This window comes from Anabaena sp. WFMT, from assembly GCF_051781005.1.
Lineage (GTDB): Bacteria > Cyanobacteriota > Cyanobacteriia > Cyanobacteriales > Nostocaceae > Anabaena.
This window is the reverse complement of record NZ_JBPWOA010000053.1, coordinates 19,061-38,246: the sequence shown is the minus strand read 5'-3', so window position 1 is coordinate 38,246 and position 19,186 is coordinate 19,061. Positions and strand designations below refer to the sequence as shown.

Genomic DNA, 19,186 nt, shown 5'->3' with positions numbered 1-19,186 from the left:
GAAAAATGTACTAACTATTCAGAGATTAAACTGGGAGAAGTAAGTACGAACACATCCCTAGTTCCTGGTGCTGGATTGTGAGATTTAATAGGAGTTGTAAAGTGGAAAAAATCATGGTCATTGACTACAACTAGTTCTCCTGGTTGCAATATCTTGTTAAAAACTGGCTTCTCTTTTTTAGCAGTATATAAATGTGTTTCTCCACCTTGAATGTTTTCTCTAGCAACAGAAAAGATCCCAATAAAATCACTTCCATCTTGATGGATACCTTCAGGTGCAGGATTCCCTAAATGACCTGGTGAACAAGCGGTTCTGATTTGATGAATACCAATTTCGGCTTCTGGGTGCAGTTTGCAAGCATCGCTAAAAGCTAAAACCAGGTTCTTAAAAATATCTAGTTCTACAAGTGCATCTTCTAGTTCTGCAAACTCTCTTTTTATATCACCCAATAAGGAATTATAATCTCGGCTTTGAAATAGGTATCCATGTGGAAGTTTAATTAAATTATTTTCAGAAACCATGACCCGTGATAACCTTCTTGCGCGATATTTACCTTTAATATAAGGATCAACAGGTAAGTTCTGAAAAAATGGTTGAAAACCTTCAGTATTAATCGAATTTACTTTTCTTAGGGTAAACAGAAAAGCATATTCTAATTCCGTAGCATATGAGACTTTTTGCATAGGACTTTTTTCCTTGCATTTTAAAATCCTTCCCGATTTTTTAACGCGGAAGGTCTGTAATATCTATTATATGCAACTATTATTTAACTGTCGTAAATTTGACTACAAAAATTGTTAAATTACCGAAATATTGCTATCAAGTCCACCTACTTAGCTGTACCTAAGCAATTATCGTTGATTCATTGAGGGTTTTCGGATTTGGCTGATTTTCTTTGATGGATATTAAGATGAGCTAATGCAACCAGGTCATCTAGTGAAATAGTCTGACTGGAATCATAGGGATAGACACCAATATTTACAGATAGCGGAAATGGTAACTGTTGAGTCTGATTGAATTGGTGGATATTAGCTTCCATTCGCTGTTCTATGACTTCACAGGCAAGCTGGTATCCCTGTACTAGGACAACAAATTGATCTTCTTCTATCCGTCCTAGCGTATCAGAATTGCGTAAACTCCGTTTGAGTAAATTTGCAGTTATAACAATAGCGTCTTCAGCGAATTCATGACCAAAAATTTCATTAATGTATTCAAGTGTACTCAGTTCAATAAACATGACACTAGTGTAGATTTGCGATCGCTTGGCTAATCGTAGCTGCTGTTCAGCCATCAGGTAAAAGCCGCGCCGATTATGCAGTCCAGTCAGTTCATCAGTGTGAGAGATGCGGCGAATCTCAGCTTCAATAGCTTTGCGTTCTTGGGTTTCTTGTAGTAAAGTGATTTGAGCGATTTCTAAGGCTGTCGTGCGATCGCTCAATTGTCTGTTGAGTTCTGCATATATTGCAATATTATCCATAGCGATCGCCGTACTATCTGCAAGTAATTGCAGCAACTTAACCTCTTCATGAGTCGGTTGATGGTGTTGTCCCCAATAAGTACCAATAGCACCAATAGCAGCAATACCTCCTTTAGTACAAATGGCAACCATAGCCATACTTTTAATAAATGTGTTTTCATAAAAATAATGGGAACTCCTTGGATCAACAGATACATCTGCGATAATCCCTGGCTGACAGTTCCTGATCACCCAGCCACTAATGGTTGTATCCATCGGAAATCGCTGACCTTTCCACATCGGACTAATAGCATCTTCATCAACGTAGTAGGAAAAGCCATTATCTGATAGCACAAAAGTAGCTCCATCAGAACTTGTCAGTTTTCGTACTGCTACTAGTACAATTTTTGTAATCTCCTCTAAGGTATGCGCTGAACAAAGTTCTTGAACTACTGCCAGTAAATGCTCCATTGAACGTAAATAGTACTCAGTAGTAGCAAGTGCAGAATCATATTCATTGGTCATAACATTTTTTTTAAACGAGTATTTTTTAGAGTTACCTAGTGTCAGTCAGCATATCAAAATATATTCACAAAATATGATTATATTTGTTTCGCGTTTAATCGTATATTTACTAATAATTTAAATTAATAATAAACCTCTGGCAATGACAAATTGGCTTTATCACTATCCAGTACTCTACTCTGGTGTTTTGCTCAAACGCTACAAGCGTTTTTTTGCTGATGTTCAACTTACTTCTGGGGAAATGGTGACAGCCCACTGTCCTAATACAGGGCCAATGACTGGAGTGTCTACTGTTGGTAGTCCAGTACAAATTTCTAAAAGCGATAATCCTAACCGCAAATTAGCCTACACCTTAGAGTTAATTCAAGTACAAGAGCCTGAACCGACTTGGGTAGGTGTGAATACAGCTTTACCTAATAGAGTAATAAAACTAGCTTTAGAAAAATATCTTTTTCCAGAATTAAGTGAATATACACAAGTTAAGGGTGAAGTGGTTTATGGAAAAGATAAAAAAAGCCGTGTAGATTTTTACTTAACCGGAAGCGATCAACAACGTCCGATTTATTTAGAAGTTAAAAATACTACTTGGACACAAGGAAATTTAGCATTATTTCCCGATACAGAAACCACAAGAGGACAAAAGCATTTACGAGAATTAATGGAAGTTTTACCCCAAAATCGTGCAGTAATGCTGTATTTCATTAATCGGGGTGATTGTCCAGAATTTGCACCTGGTGATAGCACAGATCCTATCTATGGTCAGTTGTTACGACAAGCCCTAACTCTCGGTTTAGAAGTTTTACCTTGTCGTTTTGATATTTCCCCAGAAGGTATTCGTTATTTAGGTTTAGCAAAACTAAAAATTTAAGACATATTTTTTAACTTGACAGGAAGAAGCAGGGGGAAAGGGAGCAGGGAGCGGGGGGAACAAGCCCTTTCCCTCTGGGTGGAGCGGAGCGGAACATGGGAACAAGCCCCGTCCTTCTAGGACGCTTATACGGGGCAGAGTCCAAGCTTCGTCCCGGTCTTCCCCCTTGCCCCCTGCCCCCTGCCCCTTTTCCTCTTCGTGACAGCATATCAACACTTTTGGAAATATAGTTTTTAATCGTAAAGCCTGTAGGGGCGGGATTTCCCCGCCCTCTCTCTCGATCTCGATCTAAATATAGTTTGGGAAAAACTTTTAACTTTTTCCTTCCCCATAAAACCACACAGATATTGATTTAAACCTTCATTGATTAAACCGAAATTGGTATCATTGCAGGATCAATCACAATACCCAATCCTTCAGCCACACGACGACCATAATTCACATCTGCCCTAAAGAAATGGCAGATTTGGCGCTTTTGAATATCAGTCCCTGCTTGACTCAAACTCCCCAAAATATTTTGAATCAGTTGCTCTTGTTGATCAGGTGTCATAATCCGGTAAAGATCCCCGGCTTGGGTGTAATCATCATTCCCCTCACGATGATTGTAGCGATCGCATTTCACATTGCCTAAATCCAAAGCTGGCTCTGCATAAGCTGGATTTTGCTGAGGACTACCCTCATGGCTATTCGGTTCATAGTTGGGTGCATTGCCACCATTATTCCCCAATGCCATCGCCCCATCTCTTTGGTGATGCGCTACTGGGCATTTTGGTTGGTTAACTGGCAATTGCTGATAGTTAGCACCAATCCGATAGCGTTGAGCATCTGGATAAGACATGATGCGAGCTTGTAAAACCTTGTCGGGAGAAAAGCCGATGCCTGTAACTACATTAGATGGAGAAAACGCTGACTGTTCAACCTCAGCAAAATAGTTTTCAGGATTGCGATTGAGTTCTAGAATCCCAACTTCAATTAAGGGATATTCGGAAAATTTCCAAACCTTGGTTAAATCAAAGGGATTATCTGGGTGTTGGGCTGCTTGTTCCTCAGTCATTACCTGAATACTCACATCCCACTGCGGATAATCTTTTTGTTCTATGGCTGCAAACAAATCGCGGGTAGCATGATCTGGGTCTTCTCCTTTCACCTTGACTGCTTCTTCTGAGGTCAGATTTTGAATACCTTGTTTGGTTTTCAGGTGGAACTTGCACCAAACTCTTTGTCCTTGCTCATTAATTAAGCTGAAGGTATGACTACCAAAACCGTGCATATGACGATAGCTTTTAGGAACTCCCCGATCTGAAAAGAGAATTGTTACCTGATGTAAAGCTTCTGGATTTAATGACCAGTAATCCCAAACAGCGTTAGCATCTTTGCAGTTTGTTTGCGGATTGCGCTTTTGTGTGTGAACAAAGTCAGGGAACTTCAGGGGATCACGAATGAAAAAAACAGGTGTATTGTTACCTGCTAAATCCCAATTACCTTCTTCTGTATAAAACTTGATGGCAAAACCTCTGGGGTCACGTTCGGCATCAGCAGAACCTTTTTCACCTCCTACGGTGGAAAAACGCACGAGAACTTGGGTTTGTTTACCAACTTCCGCAAAAACTTTAGCCTTGCTGTAACGAGTAATATCTTGGGTGACGGTGAATGTACCAAAAGCTGCTGCTCCTTTAGCGTGGACTACTCGCTCAGGAATGCGCTCTCGATTGAAGTGAGCCAATTTTTCCATTAAGAAAAAGTCTTGCATCAGTACAGGGCCACGAGAGCCAGCAGTCAGCGAATTTTGGTTATCTGCAACTGGGATTCCCTCGGCAGTTGTTAAAGCTTTTTTGTCAGTCATAGTGTATTATTTCTTGATTAATTCACTAACTATTGATTTAATGGACTCTATTATGTGATGACCGTAGATAAGATTATCAAGGCTTTAGGAATTTAGGCGAGTTGATGGGAAGCTAGAAAAGCTTCGACTTCAGCAGGAGTAGGTTGGGATGCGATCGCACCTGGTTTAAGAGTAGTCAGCGCCCCCACAGCACTAGCATAGGTTACAACTCGTTTTGCGGTTTCTCCATCCCTCAAATTTTGAATTCCAGATTGATGTAATTGATGGATAAACCCAGCCAAAAAGCTATCTCCCGCACCCGTAGTATCAACAACAGGTATAGAAAATGCAGGTAATTTGCCCTCGGTTTCACCTAAACAATAAGCGCAACCATTTTCACCATCTGTCACCAAAACCCCTTCTAATGTATTCAAGCGATAAGTAATCGCTCCTGGGTCGGTAGTATCAAATAACCATTGAGCTTCTTCTTTAGTCAATTTGAGAAAATCAAATCTCTTTAATAATGCCTGAATTTTGGACTTGGCTGTATTTTCATCTTGCCAAAATACTGGTCGCCAATTTACATCCAGAATAATTTTCAGGTCATATTGTTCTGCTAACTCCAAGGCTCGCAAAACAGCTTGCTCACTTTCAGGATAGGCCAGTTCTAAAGTTCCTACTACCAAAAAGTCGGCTTCATCAAACAGCGAATGTGGCAGTTGTTTGGCTTGAAGACGGGTATCGGCAAATTCTGCCGTCTCATATTCACCAAAACCGGCAAAAGTGCGATCGCCCGCCAAATCCCTAATAACATAAACTTGTCGTGTTGGTGCTGTAAGATGACGTTGCACACCCGTCGTATCGACACCCACATCTTGTAATAGCTTCACCAGAATATTACCTGGCTCATCCTCTCCTACAGCGCCAATAAACCCTGCTGGCGTTCCCAACTTCACTAAAGCACAGGCCACATTAGCAGGCGCTCCCCCTGGGTAGGGAGTCCAAGACTGCACTTCTTCCAGCTTTAGCCCCAATTGATCAGCTAAACAATCAAACAAAACTTCGCCAAGGCACAAAACACGGGGATTACTCATCTCATTTTTGATTTACGACTTGGGATTAGAATTATGTATAAAATCTACAACAAACTTTACTCATTTGTCTCCTGTTATTCATAGAATACAATAGCAATTTTTATGACTAAACAGAGTGTATCTGCTTTTAAATTCCTAAATTTATTACCTCAGTAGACTAGGGGATTTTTATGCAAAAATGTACCATTTAATACAAGCTATTTAACGGACTAGATTAACCTTCAAATCAAATCCAAAGAAAATATGGACTTTGGTATTACTCGGAACATTTGTAATGCCTACCTCTGAGAGAATCTTTTAGAATTAGAAAGAGCGATTGAGTACATATACCAAGGGAGAAATAAATAAGTCATGGCTGCTAATGAGTCTCAGACCCCTGTTAGTCTGTCAGACAGAGAACTGCAAATTATCGACTTAGTGGCCGCAGGCTTAACTAACCAAGAAATTGCAGGAAAACTGGAGATTAGCAAACGTACAGTAGATAACCATATCAGCAACATCCTCACCAAAACCAAGACAGACAACCGAGTCGCTTTGGTTCGCTGGGCTTTACAGTGGGGGAAAGTTTGTTTAAACGATGTCAATTGCTGTATTCTCCCCACCCATAACGATGAAACCATTGGTTAGTCGATTGCTATAACTCCCATCTGGTATGCTGAAAAGTCAATTTTGAGGTTTACTGATTGTTCTCCTCCTCACTCCTATTTTTCAGTGTGAACCTCTACCACAAGTTCCGCAACTTTCACTTAAGCGGGAGTTGACGCTAAGGAATCAACTTTCTTTTCACTATCGGAACTTGTATATCAGAATTCCTCTTAGAATTCAGCAAAACAGATAACTGAGGAAAGGCTCAAGGAATCAATAGACTTTCTTCAGAAGTCAAAGAAGGCGTAAGGGGAAAAGGGTATAGTTTTTATTTACTCTTTTCCCCACACCTTCATTTTTTCAAAAAATTATCCACAAAAATTAGCAATAAGACAGCGATGCAAGCGCTACATTGGAAAGAAATCTATGTTGCTTTATCAGCTTGGGGAAAATGAATACTCCTACTTATTTTCCAGATGGCTCATCTCCCTTTAATTTTTTGGACTTTACAGCACCACATTCCCAACAAGATTCTGAATTACTCAAACAGCTATCTTTTCTGCCTGGGTTACAAGAAATTCTTATGCTGCGTCAGGTTCACGCCCTAGAACACGCTACTGTTTGGATTCTCAGTGAAACTAAAAGCGCTTATTCCCCTCCAGGAAAGCCCACTAATGTGCAATTGGATAACGAACTATTGGGCGGTTTGTCCACAGAACATGGATTTTATCTATATGGTGATGTGAATATAAGTCATTTGCGACGTGCGGTAACACTAGCCCAACATCGTCTCACCAGCGGAGAATGGGATTTAGCCGTGCATCCCCGTTGCGGTACAAATTTATCTGTAGCAATGCTTTTAACGGCTGGACTGGCTATAGGTGTACATTTATTGTTACCATTTCGACCAGTTGAACAACTGATAGGCTTAGGTTTAGCGGCCACAACAGCATCTGAACTTGCACCCGATTTAGGTTTTATAGCCCAACGTTATCTAACAACAGCTATCCCATTTAACCTAGAGACTGAAAATATTACCCGTACCCGCGACTCCTGGGGACGTGAAGCGCATTTTATTAAAGTAAAATGGTGTGAATAAATACTATGGCAGAAGTCAGGAGTCAGGAGTCAGGAGTTAGGAGTTAGGATTCAGGAATAAAAGTCTTTTTCTGTGTGGTTTTTACCGTAAATTTCGTATCTTCTTCAAGTGAATACTGCTTATATTAATTTTATTATGAGAAAACTTTATTTTTTAGTTCCTGGTACAGATAAAAAATTTTCTTGTGGTGGTCTTTGGGCAGAGTTGAAAACAGTTAGTTTAGCTCAACAGGTTTGTCATGCTGATGTTGTCACTTATCGTCAACGCGAAAAAGATAAACTATTTCTTGATGATCTACTCAAACAAAACAATTTAAATGATGTTATTTTTGTCATTAGCTGGGGATTTGATATCGCTAAACTAGCGCCCAAACTGCAAAAATATAATGTGGTTTATCATGCTCATACTGCTGGTTATAAATTCAATCTACCTTCAGATATTCCCATTATTACAGTCAGCCGCAATACGATGGGATATTGGGGACAAAAATCACCCAATTCGTTAATTTATTATTTACCTAATCAAATCGCTGATGAATTTACAAATTTACATCTTGAGCGAGATATTGATATTTTAGTTCAAACCAGAAAATCTTCTGAATATTTAATCAAAGAATTAATTCCCGCATTGCAGAAAAAATGTAATGTCTTTGTCGTAGATTCTTATATCGAAGATTTACCAGGTTTATTCAACCGAGCTAAAATTTATCTTTACGATTCTGCCGAATACTGGGCGCAACAAGGCGTTAGTGAAGGTTTTGGCTTACAACCAATGGAAGCCCTCGCTTGTGGATGTCAGGTTTTTTCTAGTATTAATGGCGGACTTTCTGATTACTTAGATCCTGGATTTAATTGTTATAAAATTGCTGGATATTCTCTAGAATATGATGTGCAACGTATTCTTAAATCTCTAGAATATCCAGTTTATTTAACTTTATCACCAGAAATTTTATCAGAATACCGGAGTGAGAATATCATTAAGAGATTTACATTGATTTTAACTGAGATCAATGAATTTTTTGATTACAAAATTCATTCTTCTTTAAAAATTCAAGATTTAACAAAATTGCGTTTGACAAAACTATTTATAAAAAGAGTATATGGTAAAATAAAACAGAAGTATTTTCGTAAATATTCATAATTCAAAATATCGTAAGTATTCAGGATAGAGAATACTCCAAGTCAGGAGAATAAAGACTTTTCGAGTCAAATTTAATGATTTTGGTAAAATCTTGCTTCTCTCTATATCTTCATTTCATAAGCATTCTGACTCCTGACTCCTGACTCCTGAATTCTTACAAAATATCAAATTTATATCGTTCGTCATTTACTACTGAGCAAATAATTTGCTGATTTTGACTGGGAGTGGGGTGTTTATGCCTGACACAGGGGCAAAATTACAGCAGTATTTGTCGGTAAAACCCTGACAGCGCAAGGCTTTTCCACTAAATTTTGTTTGAGTAAGCAGATCCCCGATTTCTCAAATTAGTCGGGTATTTGAGCTTGTGGATATCAATGTCATGGAATCTTGATATAACTCTCCCCAAAAATCATCTATGTCATTGTTTCCTGACATAATGATCCCCAAAGGGCTGATAAATACGTCAAACATACGAAAAACCGTCTTCAGACCCCTTGCTCACTAGGCATGATTACCGGTTAATATCTATTTAACGAAAGCACGCTGCTGATCCCGAAGAAATGCTAATGATGGCAAGACTAGGAATTAAGCAAGTTGTGTATCTCCATTTAAAAACAAACTAAAACACTTATAAACTGGGCAAAACCAGGAGTCAGGAATAAGAAATTCATCTGGGATAGATGACTTTTTAATAACCATTCTATAACCCGGGGATATCATTTACCTTTACCACTACTGGAGGCCAAATAAATGGCAAAAGAACGCCCCCCGCTAGAGGAGATGACATTACGGCAGCTTCGTAAAGTTGCTAGTGAATACAGCATTTCTCGCTATAGCCGAATGCGTAAATCTCAACTGCTGGCATCGATTCAAGAAGTCCAGCGCAACAAAGTTTCGCTTAGTCCATCTCGTTCACTGGAGGCACAGGAGACCGTGGAAGCAGCAAAGTTTGAGTTAGGTCAGGAAGATCGTACTGGTGGTTCTCTCGCTGATGTGGATGAGGCACTTGCCGATTTACCAGCGGGTTACGGTGATAGCCGTATTGTTTTGTTACCCCGTGATCCCCAATGGGCTTATACATACTGGGATATTCCCAATGATCACAAAGAAGAACTACGCCGTCAAGGTGGACAGCAACTAGCGTTGCGGATTTATGATGTTACTGACATTAATATTGAACATCAAAGCCCCCACAGTATCCAAGAATATCCTGCTGATGAACTAGCAAGAGAATGGTATTTACCAATTCCGGTAAGCGATCGCGATTACGTCATTGATATCGGTTATCGTACCGCAGATGGTCGTTGGTTAGTACTAGCTCGTTCTGCAAGAGTCCACATTCCTCCCGTTTATCCTTCCGACTGGATTGAAGATGTCTTCATCACCGTAGATTTTGAAGAAGAATTGCGCGGTACGACTAAGTACGAACTAGTTCCCCCAGCTAAGAAAATTACCACCACAGCTGCTGCTGGAACTGCAAATGGCAACCCCATTTATGACCAAATCTTTGGTTTAGCAGAATCTGTTGAAGCTCAACGAGTTGCAGGTTCTCTATTTGGTTCCATGCAACAAGTACCCGGTTCTGCACGTCCAGAACAAACTATCAGTTCCTACGTCTTCCCATCTGGAGTAGGTATGTGGGCAATTCCTACCGTATCTGGTTTAACCATGTCTGGTGTGGGTATGTCTGGCGTTGGCTTCTCCGCTTCCGCAGTACCTGTACGTCCTCGTCAGTTCTGGTTAATTGCTGACGCTGAATTGATTGTCTACGGTGCAACTGAACCAGATGCAACTGTAACTATTGGTGGTCGTCCTATTCAACTCAATTCAGATGGTACATTCCGTTTCCAAATGTCCTTCCAAGATGGTGTAATTGATTACCCAATTTTGGCTGTTGCTGCTGATGGTGAACAAAGCCGTTCTATTCACATGAAGTTTGAGCGGGAAACACCATCTCGCAATACCAACACTAAAGAAGAAGCCGTTCTCGAATGGCTTGCGTAAATTTTGAATTTACCCATTGAATTTTACATTACGCCATAACTGCAATTTTTAATCATCCCCGCTATAGTCATCCTGTAGCGGATTTTTTTATCATATGTACTTAAAAACCTGCTTTGCGAGCCGCAACAGCTGTTGATACCAATGGTTATGAGGGGATTAGTAAGCGATCGCTGACAGATACTTGTCTGATTGGCTTATCTGTTGTTATATTATCTATAGCTTCTGAAGTTATCTGTAAATTCTAATAGCTTCTAAAATATTTGGTTTTTGACTGAGCGAGAATGTAACCTTAAGTTATCTATAGTTTCTGAAGTTATGGGTCAAACTAAAAAGGCAAAAATTACATTTACTTGCTCACATGAACTACGGGAAGAGTTAGAAAGTATTGCAAATGTTGAAGATCGTACATTATCCAATCTTGTAGAACGGATGATTACACGAGCAGTTAAGAGCTACAAACCGCAAGACCAGCAAGCAAGTTAGCCGCACCCACAGCCAGCAAAAATCGGCATGACCAACCCACAGCCAGTAGACACCAACACCCGTCTAACCAACATCGACTCACACCTACAGCAGTTAGATGATGAGTTTGAGACTGTCAAACAGCTTTTGATATCAGCCGCTTCCTATGCTGAATCAGCCAATAATCGCATTGACAGGCTATCAGAAAGACAAGATATCACCCAAAGACAGCTTGACGGTTTATCCGTAACAGTTCAAGTCATGGGCGAAAAAGTTGACAACTTTATTGTCAAAGTAGATGAGCAGTTTGACCGCTTAAGCCACAAAATTGACGATTTTGTGGATACAACCAAAGCGCGTAATGCTGTAGTAAATAATGTAGTTCTCGAATTACGAGATAGCCAACAATCAACAAATGCTGCTATAGAGAGGCTGGAGAGGATTTTAGAGCAATTGCTGAGGCAAAAAGATTAAAGAAGACGGTGAATTCATTTACTGTCATTTTTTGGTATCGGACAGTTAAGTAATTGGACAAAAATATTTACAGTCATTGCGAGCGAAGCGAAGCAATCCCAGCCCCTGCGATTGCGTCATTCCACTTCGTTCCATTCGCAATGACATTGTGTAATTAATTCTGTCCAGGTACTTAGCAAGTAAAATATTACAGAGGATGATAAGGCAAGAAATTAAATGATTAATTTGTTAGATCCAGTAATAATCCCCGCTATAGTAATTCTGTAGCGGTTTTTTTATGTGATCATAACCGCAGATAAACACAGATGAACGCAAATAAATTATTTTTGATATCTATTCCCATAATTAGCGCCGGTTTATTATTAGGTTGTCAGGATATGGTAGCTAATTCAGCGCCAAAACTATCTACTAATTGTCCTGGTAATAATTCTCAGTTTAGTATTGAATTTTTTAAGACTAATAATAAAGGTGAAAGATATTCTAGAGGTATCAATCATGTGATTATTTTTAATCCTAAATCAGCAGAACTAGATTTTAAAGTTAATGTTGGTTTAGCTCATAAAATATATGCTAAAGATGGCAGAGGAAACTTTCGTAAAGAATATATACCCAAATATTTTAGTCAATTAATATCAGATGGGAATTCTAAATTAAATGGTAAATCACCAATTGCAGCCATTAATGCTGACTATATAGATACTGTGAATAAACCCCAAGGTTTAAATATTTCTCGTGGGATAGAGTATTCTGGTGCATTTAAAAATAAACGATCTTCATTTGGGATATCAGGGGGAAATTCCGGGGAACGTAGAGCTACTATTGATACTGGCAGAAGAGGAGCGAATATTCTTAATTACAATTTAGTGGGAGGTAATGGTAGATTCTACCGTCAAGGTAAGTTTAAAGATATTTGTCAAGCCTTGGGAGAATTTGCTTGTAAAGGTGCAACTAATCGCTCTATGGTAGCAGTTACTGGTAAAGGTTATGTGATTTTGTTAGTTAATGATGTGAAAGCTAATTCTAGTATTCAAACTTCTGCAATTAATCAAGAGTTGCTACCAAGTCAGTTTGATGATGTTTTAGAAGGAATTGCTAAAAATAATTGTTTAGGAATAATTCAAGAAGGAATGTTATTTGATGGGGGAATGTCTCCTGGATTGTTTTATAACAATAAAATCTATTTGGAAAACTTTGGTCCAATTGGTTCGGTGTTTTTGATTTATAATAAATGATAGTGTGCTAGTTTTTAGAAGCCACACTATATCTAGGTAAGATTGCACTTCACGAACTCTATAAAACTGCACTCCATAAACTACAGAAAGGCAATCCCTTGGCATAATAGACATCTTGCCAACCTTCTGTTTCCAAAAATGAAAATTTCATTATCTACGGTACTGACCTAATTTGCGGCGCTTGGATTTTTGCTGCCAAGAACGTTTTTCTCTCTGACGTTTGGTGTAATCTCGTTTTAGCTGCCCAACTTCATTATCATTATCAGCGAATAAACTATCAAGACCGATAACTTCTTCTTGAGGTGAGACTCTGAGATATTTGAAAACCTTAAATTCAGAGCGATAAGTATCAGAAATAATATACATGAAATAGCTAATGCCAATCCAGGCAATAAGGCTAAATACAACTGTGAATGCACCAACTAGCAGAATTCCTATGAGTTGAGCAAATAAAAGATTTGATCCACCGCCAAAAAACAACCCACCTTGTTCAAGCTTAAAAAAGTCCTCAGACCAAGCATAACTATTAGGGTTTTGGCTAAACAGCCCTACTGCGAGTGTTCCCCAGATTCCACAAACAAGGTGAACAGGAACAGCACCCACAGGATCGTCAATCTGACACTTGTCTAAGAAAATTGTTGCCCAAACAACCAACGCCCCACCAACAAAACCGATAAAAACTGCACTAGGAATATTAACGAAAGCACAAGCAGCAGTGATACTAACACAACCAGCAAGGATGCCATTAATCATGAATGATAGGCTGGGTTTTTCGTAAAACTGCCAAGCCCAAAAGGTGGCACCAATTCCACCCATTGCACCTGCCATGAGAGTTACCAAAAGAATATGAGCTATGGCTTCGGAATTGGCAGTCAGTGTGGAACCGGCATTAAAGCCATACCAACCAAGCCATAGAATAAAACAACCAAGAGTCCCAGTACTTAGGTTATGGGCTGGCATAGAAACAATTTTTTTACCGTAAAAACTAGTTTCTCTGGGAGAGCGTTTTTCATGTGGGTTGAATTTTCTATATTTTCCCAAGCGTGGCTGTAATATTAAAGTCCCCATTAAAGCAGCCCAGCCACCAACGGAGTGAACCACCGTTGAACCGGCAAAATCTCTAAAACCAACTTGAGAGATAAAACCTTTCGAGAGAAAACCATCGCCCCAAATCCAGTGACCTGTGATGGAATAACTCAATACTAAGAAAAAACTGAAAGCTATAAATGCACCGAACTTGATCCGTTCAGCAACACCTCCAGAAACAATGGTTGCAGCAGTTCCTGCAAAGGTTAACTGGAAGAAAAACTTAGCAGGAAGTGGGATAGCTATCCAGTTTAATGAATCGAAAACTTCCCTGTCATTTCCTATCAAGGCGCTAAAAAAACCACTACTGCCTATAAAATCACTCCCATTGCCAAACATGAAGCCAAAGCCTAAAGTCCAGAAGGCTAAAGTAGCAATGGCAAACACAATTAGGTTTTTGGCTAAGACGGTGATGGCATTGGCGCTGCGACAGAAGCCAGACTCTAACATAGCAAAGCCCGCATTCATAAAGAACACTAAGCACCCCGTTAATAGTACCCACTGAGTATTTTGAGCAACTTGTAGACTATCTAGCGAAGGCAGGTCAGCAGCAGTAGCATTAGAGATACAGCCCAGTATAATGAGAATTACTATAGGTAAGCAGGCGTACATTAAAAATTTACTGTTTTTCCAGTTTTTTGACTTAAACATAGATAATTCCAATATTGGGATGCAAAAAAATACAGATTTATGTATAATTTATACTAGTTTTGAGATAAACTTACAAGTAAAATATTTAACAGTATTTTTCGATTTAACGGAGATTGTTCCAGTTAATATTACGGAATAGTAAAGATTTGATGTGTTTATTAATATAAAACTGTATGTACATTTCCTAATATACTACTCTTAGCGCACTAATAAAACATTACAAATTCACTACCAGCTTGTTTTAGCACTGGTCAGCCCATATTAACTAATCAGCAGCTATATTTTCTCGCAATTGAATCGAGACAGGATTTTCAGGCATTTTTAACTGAATCTGGGCTTTTAAGTTGGTTATAAATTTTTTGAACTTCTCGGCAGATTTTAGTCACAACTATGAAATTTGTCAGGGAATCATCTTTAACGAGCTATTTGCAGAGTACTTTTATCATTCATTCCTACTAATTCCCTACTAGAACAATGGTCAACTTATACGCGCTAGGACACCCAGAACCAGAAGAATGTAACAGTATACAATATTGCCTTTGCATCAACCCAAACTGCACTCAGCCCAAAAGACCTAACAGTGAAGCATTTTGCCAAGCTTGTGGCTCTAATTTGATATTGAAGAATCGGTATCGGGTAATTGATGTACTAATTCCAAGAGAAAAACATCAAATAGGAAACTCTCGACTTTATGATGCTATTGATATTACTGATAATAAAAAATCGAAAGTTATAAAAGTTTTATATACAGACAATGAAGAAGCAATCATTCGGTTTGACCTAAGCGCAGATGTTTTGATGAAACATTGGTTTGAAGGGATTCCTAAAGTAGATAAAGGTGGCTACTTCCCAATTGAATTTCCCCATAATCCAATTCCAGCATATTGCTTGGTAATGGAGAAAATAGAAGGAATGAACTTACAACAATGGCTGGTAAGTCGGAATCATTCTCCTATTGATGAGGAGAAAGCAATTGATTGGCTGCAACAACTGGCGAAAATTTTATCCAAACTCCATAAAGAAGATTTTTATCATCGGGATATAAAACCATCAAATATAATGCTTCGCAATAACCTTAATGAATTGGTTTTGATCGATTTAGATACGGTCAAAGCAATCACAGAGGCATCTCAAAAAGGAATAGATGTAACACGGATCGGTACTCCTGGCTACCAAGCACCAGAACAAGAAGATGGCAAAGCTGTACCACAATCGGATTTTTATGCATTAGGTCATACATTTGTACATCTTTTAACAGGTAAGCATCCTAAAGACTTGCCAAAAAAGTCCGCTGGGAAATTAAATTGGAAACAATATGCTAAAAAACTACAAGTATTCGGACCTTTTGCAAGCTTTATTGATAAATTGGTAGCTTGGTCTCCAGATGACAGACCTAGAAATGCACAAGAAATTGTGCAACGTTTAGACGAAATAAAGCAAATTTTAAAAGTCCAAAAACAAGTCAAGCAATTTTTAACTTTTAATCAGTTAAAACAGTGGCTAACTTTTAAGAATATTTTTGGTTTGATAGTGATGTTAATAGTTTTGTTTGTTGTCTATAAAGGTATTGTTCCACCAAGACCTGATCTAGGTAATACACAGATCAATCCTACACCAACTCCTACATCAGATTCACGCTGTAAATTTTCTCAGGGAGAAACAGTAAAGGATGATAACAATCTAGCCAAGGATATAAAAAGTTTTTTACTGGTAATTCTTGCAGCCACACAAGATTCAAAAATTCAACAAGTGAATTTACGTGATGTTCGACAGACAAACTGTGATGTAATTATTGTATTAACATTAAAGAATAATAATGAACTTGATGACGACATGAAAAATAAGATTAAGCAACTAATAAAAAATAATTTTGATTATGTTGGTAATATTGAAGTTGTAAAACCCCAATAACACAATGAATAGTGGAATAAATTTTTATAACCTTAAATTAATTTATTATAATTCCTTAATTTTCTTTTAATGTATTTTATTACCACCATACTCTGGAGAGTATAGCTTGCTTTACTTTCGATATTTTTAATTAGCCCACGCCCATCTAAAGATTTAATAGCATCTGTAAATTTTTTTCCTATAAAACAGCTATTATTTCGCAATTCATGAAACGAAACTGGATGATCCTTAGAGCCTAGAAAGTACATTATCTGTTTTTCTAAATCTGATAAACGTTGAAATTGATTCTCTAAAATATCATAGATATTATCAAAATCTAATGTTGCTTCTTGAAATAGAAAATCAGAAACATTACCCCCAAAAACTTCCTGAATTATGGTTAATACGAGTTTCAAATATAATGGATTACCTTGATAAAGATTAATTAATGTAGTCAATTCTTCTGAATCCGAAAAGCCTTTTTCTTTAAAAAGTTTTTTAGCTGCTGCATCATCTAGATTCAGTAATTTAAAACTTTGAACCCTTTTTGTTTTTTGTTTCAGGAGTTCTATAAATTTAGGTTTCTCACTACTGATTATCAACAAACAACTTAGATGAGGAGCATATGCAAAAGCGTTTAATAGCTTATCATAGTCTTCATATCCTTTTCTATATTTTCCTACTAATTCCCTATTTTGCAAGATTGCTTCAGCATCATCTAATAATAATAAGCAACGATTATTATTTAAACGATCTTTGAGTCTTGCTATTCCGATATCGATGCTATTTGATGTATTTATTTTTGCCTGATTTGAGAGTAATTGAAGAAGCAAAGATTCTAGAAGTTCTGTAAGCGGTGGGGCATCTTTTAACGATCGCCCAATCACATAATCAAACTCACCCTGAATATTATTTGCCAACTTCACAGCTAAAGAAGTCTTACCAATACCCTCCATTCCTAGCAATGCTATTAATCGACAGCCACTAGAAATGGATTGTTGCAGATCCTCAAGTTCTTTTTCGCGTCCATAAAATGGAGATGTTGTTTCCAAATCTCCTAAATCAAATTTTCGCACCTGATTTTGGCTCACCGTGTTGGTGCTATTATCTGGCGATGAGCCGTCTAAGGGTTTGGGGGTAACAGAATTTCATAAGAAGACGAGGCTGTTTCTTCATCTTGCATCCAGCGGGCATCAGGCTTCCACGCACCGTTGGCTTGTTCGCGTTTGCGAGTGCGAACCTTTAATTTATTATCTTCTAACTCTAATAGCTGGTATTGCCAAGGATTACCTGTTACCAACTCTCTGGTAGATGCACCAAATGTACCAGCAGAAATCAACTCAATTTTCCTACCTCCAATGCTGCGATCATAACGATAGAGGCTATTGTCAGCTTGATGGATGTGACCATGTAAAGCAAGACAGAAACCAGCTTTTGCTAACCGTTCCATAAAACCATGATCTTTAATCCGATCTTCTGAGTCGCTGTTGAGAGGATGATGCCAAACGGCTATTTTCCGCCAGTTGCTGTATTCTTGATTTTGATTAATCCTATTCAGAGCATTACTGAGGGCATTTGGATTGATGCTGGCACGTTCTTTGTAGTAATGATCAAGATTCCACGCAGAATTTAACCCCAAAAGAAGGATTTTGTGGTCTTTAAGCGGGTACAGAATGCCTTGTTGATCCTCCCTTTCAGGATAAGGTTCTCCTTTGACATCATCATAGAACTTACTGAAGTGGCTAAATCGCTTTCTGTATTTATCCTCATCTCTCACTCTCACTACATCTTGATTTACTTCTATGTAGTAACCAGGTTTGAGTTCACCTGGATAGTCTTCACGGTCAGTCAGTATGTAAGCTTTTTTCGACAATTCCCAGTTCAGGTCATGATTGCCAGGAACAAGAACTATATTCTGTCGCTTAATCGAAAATGCGTCACAGAGATTGTCTAAAAACTTTTTAGCAGCATCGTATTCTTCAGGGGTGGATCTGTTGGCAATATCACCTGAAAGGATTAAGGCATCGAGACGAGAGCAGTTTAGTCCAGGCACATCCTCTGCTAACTGGCTATACCAAGTTCTAGCATCATCGGGAGTACCAAAATGCAGATCAGACAAGTGAAGAATATACATTCCCTGGAGTAAGCGTTAATATGAATGTTAGAGTTTTGATTACATGATACTATACATTGTATTTAGGTAAGCTTCCCTAAAAAATAACTGTATATGGAATTACAATCAAAGCATCAAGCCCAAACCTTGAGCGAATTTGAGCTAAACTTGCTGGAAAAAGAATACTTTTTTTTGCAAACCACTATTGAAGATTACAACAAGCAAATCTGGATTATCAAAGCACTAGGTATCAGTGGTACTGGGGCGGTGATAGCTTTAACATTACAACAAAAATTAGGTGCGATCGCTCTCATTGGTTGTTCAATTCCCCTGTTTTTTTGGATTCTAGAAAGCCAATGGAAACACTTTCAGCGCGGTTTCTATCCCCGTATCGTGGAAATAGAGTCTATCTTAACAACTGATTGTGGTCTACGTAGTCCTCAAATATATGGTGGTTGGACTCATTCTTTAAAGCGCACTACTAAACCCAAACGTCGGGGCTATCTCTGGGATGGTCTACTCAATCCTAGTGTTTTTATTAGCTATCTACTAGAAATTTTTTTTCTCATCCTTTTGGGAGCGATCGCACCTCATATCGGAAAATAACAACAGAGTGATACAAAAGGCTCAAATCCCCGACTTCTTAAACAAGTAAGGGATCTTGTTGATTGCTATAGAATGAGAA

General features: G+C 38.4%; 17 protein-coding genes. 10 read left to right on the top strand and 7 right to left on the bottom strand.

Annotation, left to right across the window (positions count from 1 at the left end):
* Window positions 1-14: 14 nt before the first annotated feature.
* Window positions 15-683 carry a 2OG-Fe dioxygenase family protein gene (locus ACSQ6I_RS25800; RefSeq protein WP_438893087.1) on the bottom strand — a complete coding sequence of 223 codons (669 nt, stop codon included), beginning with the start codon at window positions 681-683 and terminating at the stop codon, window positions 15-17.
* A gap of 179 nt (window positions 684-862) precedes the next feature.
* Window positions 863-1,981 carry a sensor domain-containing diguanylate cyclase gene (locus ACSQ6I_RS25795; protein WP_438893086.1) on the bottom strand — a complete coding sequence of 373 codons (1,119 nt, stop codon included), beginning with the start codon at window positions 1,979-1,981 and terminating at the stop codon, window positions 863-865.
* 142 nt (window positions 1,982-2,123) lie between these two features.
* Here ACSQ6I_RS25795 and sfsA point away from each other — a divergent pair, with 142 nt between their 5' ends.
* Window positions 2,124-2,849, top strand: coding sequence for a DNA/RNA nuclease SfsA (sfsA, locus tag ACSQ6I_RS25790; protein ID WP_438893085.1), 726 nt, complete (start codon window positions 2,124-2,126; stop codon window positions 2,847-2,849).
* 367 nt (window positions 2,850-3,216) lie between these two features.
* On the opposite strand, the gene ACSQ6I_RS25785 is transcribed toward sfsA, so the two are convergent.
* Window positions 3,217-4,692, bottom strand: a complete 1,476-nt coding sequence (locus ACSQ6I_RS25785; protein WP_438893084.1) for a catalase — start codon at window positions 4,690-4,692, stop codon at window positions 3,217-3,219.
* A gap of 92 nt (window positions 4,693-4,784) precedes the next feature.
* Window positions 4,785-5,765, bottom strand: a complete 981-nt coding sequence (locus tag ACSQ6I_RS25780) for a carbohydrate kinase family protein (RefSeq protein WP_438893083.1) — start codon at window positions 5,763-5,765, stop codon at window positions 4,785-4,787.
* 351 nt (window positions 5,766-6,116) lie between these two features.
* Here ACSQ6I_RS25780 and ACSQ6I_RS25775 point away from each other — a divergent pair, with 351 nt between their 5' ends.
* From ACSQ6I_RS25775 to ACSQ6I_RS25745, 7 genes are all read left to right on the top strand, one after another.
* The gene (locus tag ACSQ6I_RS25775; protein ID WP_438893082.1) at window positions 6,117-6,392 is read left to right on the top strand and encodes a helix-turn-helix domain-containing protein; all 276 of its coding nucleotides are present in this window, start codon (window positions 6,117-6,119) and stop codon (window positions 6,390-6,392) included.
* A gap of 409 nt (window positions 6,393-6,801) precedes the next feature.
* A complete protein-coding gene (locus ACSQ6I_RS25770) occupies window positions 6,802-7,449 on the top strand; it encodes a DUF6391 domain-containing protein (protein WP_438893081.1) in 648 nt (215 codons plus the stop codon).
* Window positions 7,450-7,584: 135 nt separating this feature from the next.
* Window positions 7,585-8,589 carry a glycosyltransferase gene (locus tag ACSQ6I_RS25765; RefSeq protein ID WP_438893080.1) on the top strand — a complete coding sequence of 335 codons (1,005 nt, stop codon included), beginning with the start codon at window positions 7,585-7,587 and terminating at the stop codon, window positions 8,587-8,589.
* A 750-nt stretch (window positions 8,590-9,339) separates the two neighbouring features.
* A complete protein-coding gene (locus tag ACSQ6I_RS25760) occupies window positions 9,340-10,593 on the top strand; it encodes a DUF4912 domain-containing protein (protein WP_438893079.1) in 1,254 nt (417 codons plus the stop codon).
* A 113-nt stretch (window positions 10,594-10,706) separates the two neighbouring features.
* The gene (locus tag ACSQ6I_RS25755; RefSeq protein ID WP_438893078.1) at window positions 10,707-10,838 is read left to right on the top strand and encodes a hypothetical protein; all 132 of its coding nucleotides are present in this window, start codon (window positions 10,707-10,709) and stop codon (window positions 10,836-10,838) included.
* A gap of 265 nt (window positions 10,839-11,103) precedes the next feature.
* A complete protein-coding gene (locus tag ACSQ6I_RS25750; protein ID WP_438893077.1) occupies window positions 11,104-11,529 on the top strand; it encodes a hypothetical protein in 426 nt (141 codons plus the stop codon).
* A gap of 305 nt (window positions 11,530-11,834) precedes the next feature.
* Window positions 11,835-12,761 carry a phosphodiester glycosidase family protein gene (locus ACSQ6I_RS25745; RefSeq protein WP_438893076.1) on the top strand — a complete coding sequence of 309 codons (927 nt, stop codon included), beginning with the start codon at window positions 11,835-11,837 and terminating at the stop codon, window positions 12,759-12,761.
* 150 nt (window positions 12,762-12,911) lie between these two features.
* Here ACSQ6I_RS25745 and ACSQ6I_RS25740 read toward each other — a convergent pair whose 3' ends face one another.
* Entirely contained in the window at window positions 12,912-14,498 is a 1,587-nt protein-coding gene (locus tag ACSQ6I_RS25740; protein ID WP_438893075.1) for an ammonium transporter, read from the bottom strand.
* A 474-nt stretch (window positions 14,499-14,972) separates the two neighbouring features.
* Here ACSQ6I_RS25740 and ACSQ6I_RS25735 point away from each other — a divergent pair, with 474 nt between their 5' ends.
* Window positions 14,973-16,409, top strand: coding sequence for a protein kinase domain-containing protein (locus tag ACSQ6I_RS25735; protein ID WP_438893074.1), 1,437 nt, complete (start codon window positions 14,973-14,975; stop codon window positions 16,407-16,409).
* A gap of 32 nt (window positions 16,410-16,441) precedes the next feature.
* Here ACSQ6I_RS25735 and ACSQ6I_RS25730 read toward each other — a convergent pair whose 3' ends face one another.
* Window positions 16,442-17,479: an ATP-binding protein gene (locus ACSQ6I_RS25730; RefSeq protein ID WP_438893073.1), complete on the bottom strand. Its 1,038-nt coding sequence runs from the start codon at window positions 17,477-17,479 to the stop codon at window positions 16,442-16,444.
* A 32-nt stretch (window positions 17,480-17,511) separates the two neighbouring features.
* A complete protein-coding gene (locus ACSQ6I_RS25725; protein ID WP_438893072.1) occupies window positions 17,512-18,522 on the bottom strand; it encodes a metallophosphoesterase family protein in 1,011 nt (336 codons plus the stop codon).
* Between the two features lie 93 nt (window positions 18,523-18,615).
* Between ACSQ6I_RS25725 and ACSQ6I_RS25720 the strand changes: the two genes are divergently transcribed.
* Window positions 18,616-19,107: a hypothetical protein gene (locus tag ACSQ6I_RS25720; RefSeq protein WP_438893071.1), complete on the top strand. Its 492-nt coding sequence runs from the start codon at window positions 18,616-18,618 to the stop codon at window positions 19,105-19,107.
* Window positions 19,108-19,186: the final 79 nt, after the last annotated feature.

Excerpts from the sequence above, each read along its gene's own strand:
- ACSQ6I_RS25800 (WP_438893087.1), bottom strand. The coding sequence starts at position 683 with ATGCAAAAAGTCTCATATGCTACGGAATTAGAATATGCTTTTCTGTTT.
- ACSQ6I_RS25795 (WP_438893086.1), bottom strand. The coding sequence starts at position 1,981 with ATGACCAATGAATATGATTCTGCACTTGCTACTACTGAGTACTATTTA.
- sfsA (WP_438893085.1), top strand. The coding sequence starts at position 2,124 with ATGACAAATTGGCTTTATCACTATCCAGTACTCTACTCTGGTGTTTTG.
- ACSQ6I_RS25785 (WP_438893084.1), bottom strand. The coding sequence starts at position 4,692 with ATGACTGACAAAAAAGCTTTAACAACTGCCGAGGGAATCCCAGTTGCA.
- ACSQ6I_RS25780 (WP_438893083.1), bottom strand. The coding sequence starts at position 5,765 with ATGAGTAATCCCCGTGTTTTGTGCCTTGGCGAAGTTTTGTTTGATTGT.
- ACSQ6I_RS25775 (WP_438893082.1), top strand. The coding sequence starts at position 6,117 with ATGGCTGCTAATGAGTCTCAGACCCCTGTTAGTCTGTCAGACAGAGAA.
- ACSQ6I_RS25770 (WP_438893081.1), top strand. The coding sequence starts at position 6,802 with ATGAATACTCCTACTTATTTTCCAGATGGCTCATCTCCCTTTAATTTT.
- ACSQ6I_RS25765 (WP_438893080.1), top strand. The coding sequence starts at position 7,585 with ATGAGAAAACTTTATTTTTTAGTTCCTGGTACAGATAAAAAATTTTCT.
- ACSQ6I_RS25760 (WP_438893079.1), top strand. The coding sequence starts at position 9,340 with ATGGCAAAAGAACGCCCCCCGCTAGAGGAGATGACATTACGGCAGCTT.
- ACSQ6I_RS25750 (WP_438893077.1), top strand. The coding sequence starts at position 11,104 with ATGACCAACCCACAGCCAGTAGACACCAACACCCGTCTAACCAACATC.
- ACSQ6I_RS25745 (WP_438893076.1), top strand. The coding sequence starts at position 11,835 with ATGAACGCAAATAAATTATTTTTGATATCTATTCCCATAATTAGCGCC.
- ACSQ6I_RS25740 (WP_438893075.1), bottom strand. The coding sequence starts at position 14,498 with ATGTTTAAGTCAAAAAACTGGAAAAACAGTAAATTTTTAATGTACGCC.
- ACSQ6I_RS25735 (WP_438893074.1), top strand. The coding sequence starts at position 14,973 with ATGGTCAACTTATACGCGCTAGGACACCCAGAACCAGAAGAATGTAAC.
- ACSQ6I_RS25725 (WP_438893072.1), bottom strand. The coding sequence starts at position 18,522 with ATGTATATTCTTCACTTGTCTGATCTGCATTTTGGTACTCCCGATGAT.
- ACSQ6I_RS25720 (WP_438893071.1), top strand. The coding sequence starts at position 18,616 with ATGGAATTACAATCAAAGCATCAAGCCCAAACCTTGAGCGAATTTGAG.